Raw genomic sequence first — 6503 nt, forward strand, 5'->3', positions numbered from 1 at the left:
ATTGTCCTGAGATGTATAGAAGCGAAAGCGGTTTGTAGTCCAATTCCATGAATTAAATCAGCAAACTCGCATATCCAGACAAAGGGGGTAGCCATGCGGTGTTTCTCAGCTATCTCGAAGAGCCGGAAAAAAGGAAAGGTGATGTGGCTGGCGATACCTGTGGTGGCGCTGGCAGTGTGTGTATGTCATTTTGCCGAATTGCAGGAATTCGACGGAGACTCACTGTCGGCTCAATTCATATTTCGGGGGCGTCCCGGCCCTCGCCCAAACGTTCCCGGCGATTTGGATGCCAGGGAAAGTAATCTGACCGGTTCTGGCGAAACTGTCCTTTGCTGCTGGTTCTGTACGCGTGATCAGAGGCAAAAGTGCGAGCACGTTTCCGAGAGATTCTGCAACAAGTGGGGGAGCGAAGTGTCCTCCTGCTCCGAGTGCAGTGGCCTGGATCGGTCGGGGACTTCGGGCCAAAAATCTCGGCGCGAAAAGGCGGACGATAGCGAACAGACAGGGCAGAGTCGGAAAGCTCAGAAGGCGACAGAGGGGCCGAAGCGAAAACTGGCAAAGCCGCGAGTCCCATACCTCAAAGAGCTTGCCGTCGACATTGACACGGCACTGAAGGACTCCGTCCAAAAGGAACCTGCCTCGACAGTGAGCAAGGCTCTCGGCGAATTTCAAGCCGCCACCAAGTCCAGGGACCCGCTGAAGGAGAGAGAAGCCGCAACGAGGCTGGGCCACGCGTATTACCTCACAGGGCAGGTCGGGAAATCCGCCGAGTATTATTCCAAATCCGCTGCCATCAGCAGCAAGTTGGGATACAGAGCGGCCGAAGGCATAGATCTCCGAAACCTCGTGGCTGCGTACATTGCTGGGGGAGATTTCCAGCAAGCGGAAAGAATCGGTCAGCAAGCTCTCCAGCTTCTGCTTCCCGCCGGCAATAGTAGAGATGTGCAGATGGCTGCAAACAACTCGGGGGTACTGGAAAAGGATCGAGCCAGATACGGTCAGGCCCTGGATTGGTACGAAGCGGCCCTGACAGCTCGTGAAGAACCCGACAACATTAGAGTCCTGACACTCCGAAACCTCGGAAACTTCTTCAAAATGTGGGGTGAATACGGCAAGGCCGCTGAGAATTATGGCAAGGCGGCAGAGATGTCCGCTCAACTTGGGCAATACGCAGAGGCCGGCGAAATTATGCTCGAAGCGGGTCAGGTCTATGCTCTGGCAGGTAGCGTAGATCAGGCTATCGATACTATGAAGATGTCGTTGCCCATGTTCGCTCAGGCGAACGTCCCGACAGATTGGTCCAAGAAGCTCATGGGCGACCTTCTACTTGATGCGCGGCGTCTGGACGAGGCCGAGACTCTCATAAAGGAAGCCGATTATGACTCGTCCCTCGGGCGATTTAATCTCCTCAAATCTCAGCCCCAAGCGGCTTTGAAAGCCTACGAGCAACTGTTGTCCGCAGCTCAAAAGGAAGAAAACCTCGACGAATTATTCGCCGCCCACACTGGACTGGGCAAGACATTCGAAGTGATGAAGAACTACGATCGAGCCCAAAAACATTATTCAAAAGCTGTGGAAACAGTCGAAGAAATACGCTCTGCCTTGCTCGTCTCGGAGCGAAAGAACTTCTTTTCAGTAAAGGTGAGCGGATTCCTAAGGTCAGAGCCGGCAAAAGGCCTTGTGAGGCTAAGTCTGAAGCAGCAGAAGCCCGACCGGAGCATCTATCCCAGTGAGGCGACCAGAGCGAGGGAATTCGCTGACAACATTTCCCAAAAAGCAGACCGCCGTCATTTCGGTGTCCCCCCGGAACTCATCGAGCAGGAGGCCGGTCTCGCCAACAAGCTCGCGGCTCTCAAGACGGCTATCTCGGTTGTGCCGAAATCTTCGGACAGTCGCCGCTGGGGCGAAATGACCAATGAGATCAAACGGGCTTCCGATGGACTGACGAAGTTTGTTAGAACTCTGTGCGAGCGTCATGCCGACTATTGCGCTGTTGTTCATCCGTCGCCGGTCAACCTGGAAAAAGCGGATATCGGGCCTGACGAGCACGTCCTTATGTTCGATCTCGTTGACGACGGTGTGGCCATCCGGCTCTTGAAAGGGCGGAAGATCCTCAAAGCCGCCTTGGTCGACGGAAACCCCGAAGAAATAGAAAATGCCATTCGGGACTTCAGGACTCCATTCGAAAAGGTCCAACTGACTAAGTTCAATGCCGACTTAGCCGCTTTGTTGCATAAACGATTGACTGCTCTGGTCACGGAATCCGTGCCGGCCGGTGCGCCCGTTGTGATAATTCCTGACGGTGTTCTGGCATTGCTACCTTTTGAGGCCCTCGTGACGGGCGGTGCCGTAACCTGGAAGACCGGCAGACAAGGAGATTATCCCTACGGGGTATCCTATTTGGGAGACCGCAATCCAATCGTCTACTCTCAATCCCTGACAACCATGACCCTGATTCGCCGGCTCGCCAAGAAAGAAAAGGCGGGCAATGCAGTAATTGTCATGGCCGACCCTGTATTCAAAACCTCGGACGAGAGAGTCCGGGATGCCTCAATACCTAAGTTGCAGGCAAGTGACAACAGCTCGGCTCGCGTAAAGATCGCGGTTGAGCAGGCTCTGGCGGGTCCGGTCAGTCTCCGGCGACTCAAGGAAACCACTGAGCTTGGCACCATCCTGAAGAAGCAGTTCGGAGAATCCTGCGAGGTTCTGACAGGCTTGCAGTGCACAAAGGGCGCGTTCCTGAATCGCATTTCCGGTAATCCTAATCTGTACAGTCATGTTGTATTTGGAACCCACGGATTCACAGCCAATGATTTCCCTGGTCTCATGGAACCATTCTTGGCCCTAACTATGGTGCCGGAGGGAATCGACGGGCTCTTAACCATGAGCGATGTTGCCGGGCTGAAGATGAACGCCGATGTGGCCACTCTCCTGGCGTGCAACACCGGTGTTGGGGTCAGGCTAGCGGGCGAGGGAGTCATGAGTATGGGGCGAAGTTTCCAGTCCGCGGGAGCGCGATCGGTGATCATGAGCCTCTGGTCGGTTGCGGAAAAGCCCTCGGTATTGTTGGTGGAGGAATTCTTCAATGGAAGGAATCAAGGTCTCGGCAAACTCCAGGCCTGGGCACGCAGCAGAACCGAACTGAGAAAAAAAGGATTTGAGCACCCCTTCTTCTGGGCCTCCTTCATTCTGGTCGGGGAAACGGACTGAGACTCGCTAATGGGGGCTGGGGGGACTTTCTCGAACAGTCCAACTTTGGACGTTGCTTCCATGATCACACATCGTCATTCCGGGGGACCTGCACCATCCGATTTGCCCGATCCCGTGCGCGGGCTCACGGGCAGATTGGTATGGTGTTCGGCACGCTGTGCCCTTGCCGCGATAAACGGTCGTCTTTCTTGTTGTACCTTTTTCGTTCCTCCGAATTGTAGACCAACGAGGTATCAAACCCCATCAGCAGGAGGAGTCGAACAATGGAAAGGCTGAAGAACAAGGTACTGAATGGCTGGATTGCGAGCGTGTTTATTACAGCCGGTCTGCTCGGTTGCTTCTACACCTCGCCCGTGTGGGCGCAAGCCCGGCCGACTGCTTCCGATTCATTCCGAATCGGACAGACAAACGGCATTCAGGGCATTGGTGAGGTCAAACGAGCCAAAGATGGCAAGGTGAAGCGCCTGGTCACCAATGACCCGGTTTACGTCGCCGATACCGTCACATCCAAAGAGAACAGCAAGATATGGCTGAAGCAGGTCTCACGCGGAGACGAGGGCGACACATCTCTCGGTCAGTCCTCGTTATTCACGCCCGTGGAATATCGAAGAGACGGCGCGGCTTCATCATTCGTCGGGGACGTGCCCAGAGGCGTGGTGCGGATCATAAAGAAGTTGCCCGAGACCACGCCGGAGTCTTCTTACACCCTTACCGCAGCGGCTGCTCTCGTTTCGGTACTTAAAACCGAGGACGCGGCCGATTTTGTGATCGAGGTCAATGAAAATTCCGAGACCACGGTGACGGTTCTCTTCGGCTCAGTCGCGGTCAGGAATGCTTCCGAGGAGTTCAAGGAAATTCGGTTCCTGAAATCATGCCAGAAGGTTGTGGTGGAAGAGAACCAGGAGCCTTCGCCCGTAATGAAAGCTTCCGCAGATGAGATGCAGCGGCTCATAGAGCGCACCACCATCCCGCGAACATTAGTGGCGAACATTCCTTCATGCCAACCCATGCGTGCGGCCGCGGAGCCGGGAGAACCAGCCCCCGGTGAGCCGAGCGAAGGCGCTCCAGCCGAACCCGGTGAAGGTGCCCCTTTGGCTCCACCGATACAGATAGGCGGAGGTGCTCCACCCCCCCCGGTCACTCAGCCGCCAACGGACTGCCAGACCGGGGAACAGCAGAAGCAGCAGGCGCAAACGGACAAGAATGCTGCAGAAGACCAGAAAGATCAGGCACAACAAGCCCTGAATGAAGCCCAGGCCGCTTTGACTGAGGCTCAGCATTTCGCTAATCAATGGCAGGGAGCGCTGGCGTCCGGCACCGCCATTTATCAGCAGTATCTGGCGCAGTTCGGTCCGAACGATCCGCGCACCATGACGGCACTAGCTGATGCAGGACAATATCAGTCGGGTTTACAAGCGGCGATTCAGTTCGTAAACGAGGTCAACACCAGAATTACGGACAGCACAAACGCTCTACAAGCGGCCAATGACGCCATTGCCAAGGCCGATCAGGCCATGCTGGCAGCCGACGACTTCCTCAAGGCAAATAACTGCCCGATTCAGACCGCCCAGGTCCCTCCTGGGGATGGAGACTGGACTACTGACGAGCCTCAGGTTGTCCCTCCTGGGGATGGAGACTGGACTACTGACGAGCCCCCGTTTGCTCCTGGCGAGAGTGACCCCGAGCCGCAGAAGGATCCCTTTGTGTGGCCCGAGTTTGAGACTTTTGAAACGGCTACTATAGATCCAGATTACCCTGGTTGGCAATGCCCGGAAGGGGATTGCAAAAAACCGACGGATAATGATTATCCGATAGAGCAGGATCACGGTTCGTCACAGTCGTCCGGCGAGAGCGGCCAAAGTGCCTCAGAGCCCAAAGTGAACATTCCTCCGGTACCTGTCACTGGTGGCGGCAAATGGGGTGTCGGGACCTCTCAGCCTTCCGGTGGCAGCGGTTGGAGAGTTTCGACTTTCACACCTCAAGTTCCGATTTTGCCGCCGACCCCTTCCACGCCAAATCAACCCCCGGTTAACACTGGTACAACTGGTCCGAAAGTGCAGTTCATCCCGATTAAACCGATTACTTTCCTGCCGGTTCAGCCCTCAACCCCAGGCAAAGGCCCGGAGGGCAAAACAGGCAGTTTGCCTTGGGATGTGGTTAAGCCGCCTGAGTTCAAAACCATCACTGTGAAGGCACCTACACCCCCTGGCGGTCCCGACCCGGATGCTGGGGCTCCCGGTTCCAAGCCTAGCGGAGATAAGGGGAAAACCTCTCAGCCTGCCCAACCTACAGGTGGAGGGGAATGGAAGGTTAAGGGCCCTGACCCGGATGCTGGGGCTCCCGGTTCCAAGCCTAGCGGAGATAAGGGTAAGACCACTCAGCCTGCCCAGCCCACGGGCGGAGGCAAATGGACTGTTACCAAAACCGGCCCTGACCCGGATGCCGGTGCACCCGGCCCCAAGACTGACAAGAGTGGCCCCGCAGGTCCGGACCTGAAAGCCAATCTGCCCGGAAAAGGTAGCCAGGCTCAATCGCAGCCCAAACCGATTCCCAGCCTTCAGTCCCCTGGCGGCAAGGCTCCTCAACCGAGGGACATGGAAAAGATCCGAAGCATGGCTTCCCAGATGCGCACAGATCAGCAACAGAGGGTCTCGACTGGCCCCAAAGCACCGGAGAAGGCCACCTCAGCCGGCACAGTGAAGCCGGGCACCGCATCTTCCCAACCGAAGATGCAGGCGAAGGCACAGCCAGCGGATCAGGCCAAACCCGCTGTATCCCAGCCTAGACCATCCCCGAAACCTTTGGTCCAACCGAGGCCGCAGCCACAGACAGTTGCTAGACCTGCTGTGACTCCACCAAGACCCGCGACAGTTCACAGACCGCCTTCGGTCTCCAGAGGGCCGTCGCATGGCCGCAGGCGCATGGGACCGGAAACAGGCGAGGGCGAACAAGCTGCTGCATCTCGAGACGCGAAGTCATCCCCGCCGATTGTACTGGCAGCTCTGGATGGAGATTCTCAGAAGGTCATGGAGCTTTTGAATCAGCCCACCGACATGAACAGCAAGGATTCCTCTGGTACCACCGCCCTTATGGCTGCTGCATCCGCGGGGAATACCGAACTGGTCAAGTTGCTGTTGGACAAGGCCGCGACAGACAAGGCGATCTCCAAGCAGAAGGTGATCAATGCCAAGGACAATAGTGGAAGGACAGCATTGATGGCCGCGTGTGAAGAGGATCGGGCGGAGGTGGCGAAGCTTCTCGTCGAAAGAGGTGCTGGCGTCAATGCCTCGGAC

The 6503-nt window shown here is 56.4% G+C and carries 2 protein-coding genes; both read left to right on the forward strand.

The genetic code is table 11. The features are described from left to right. Positions 1-93 precede the first annotated feature (93 nt). Complete coding sequence (locus HY913_00625; GenBank protein ID MBI4961755.1) at positions 94-3210, forward strand: CHAT domain-containing protein; 3117 nt, start codon at positions 94-96, stop codon at positions 3208-3210. 263 nt (positions 3211-3473) lie between these two features. Beyond that, positions 3474-6503, forward strand: a 3030-nt coding sequence (locus HY913_00630; GenBank protein MBI4961756.1) for an ankyrin repeat domain-containing protein, incomplete at its 3' end; no start/stop codon positions are given.

The sequence above is a fragment of the Desulfomonile tiedjei genome, from assembly GCA_016212925.1.
Classification (GTDB): domain Bacteria; phylum Desulfobacterota; class Desulfomonilia; order Desulfomonilales; family Desulfomonilaceae; genus JACRDF01.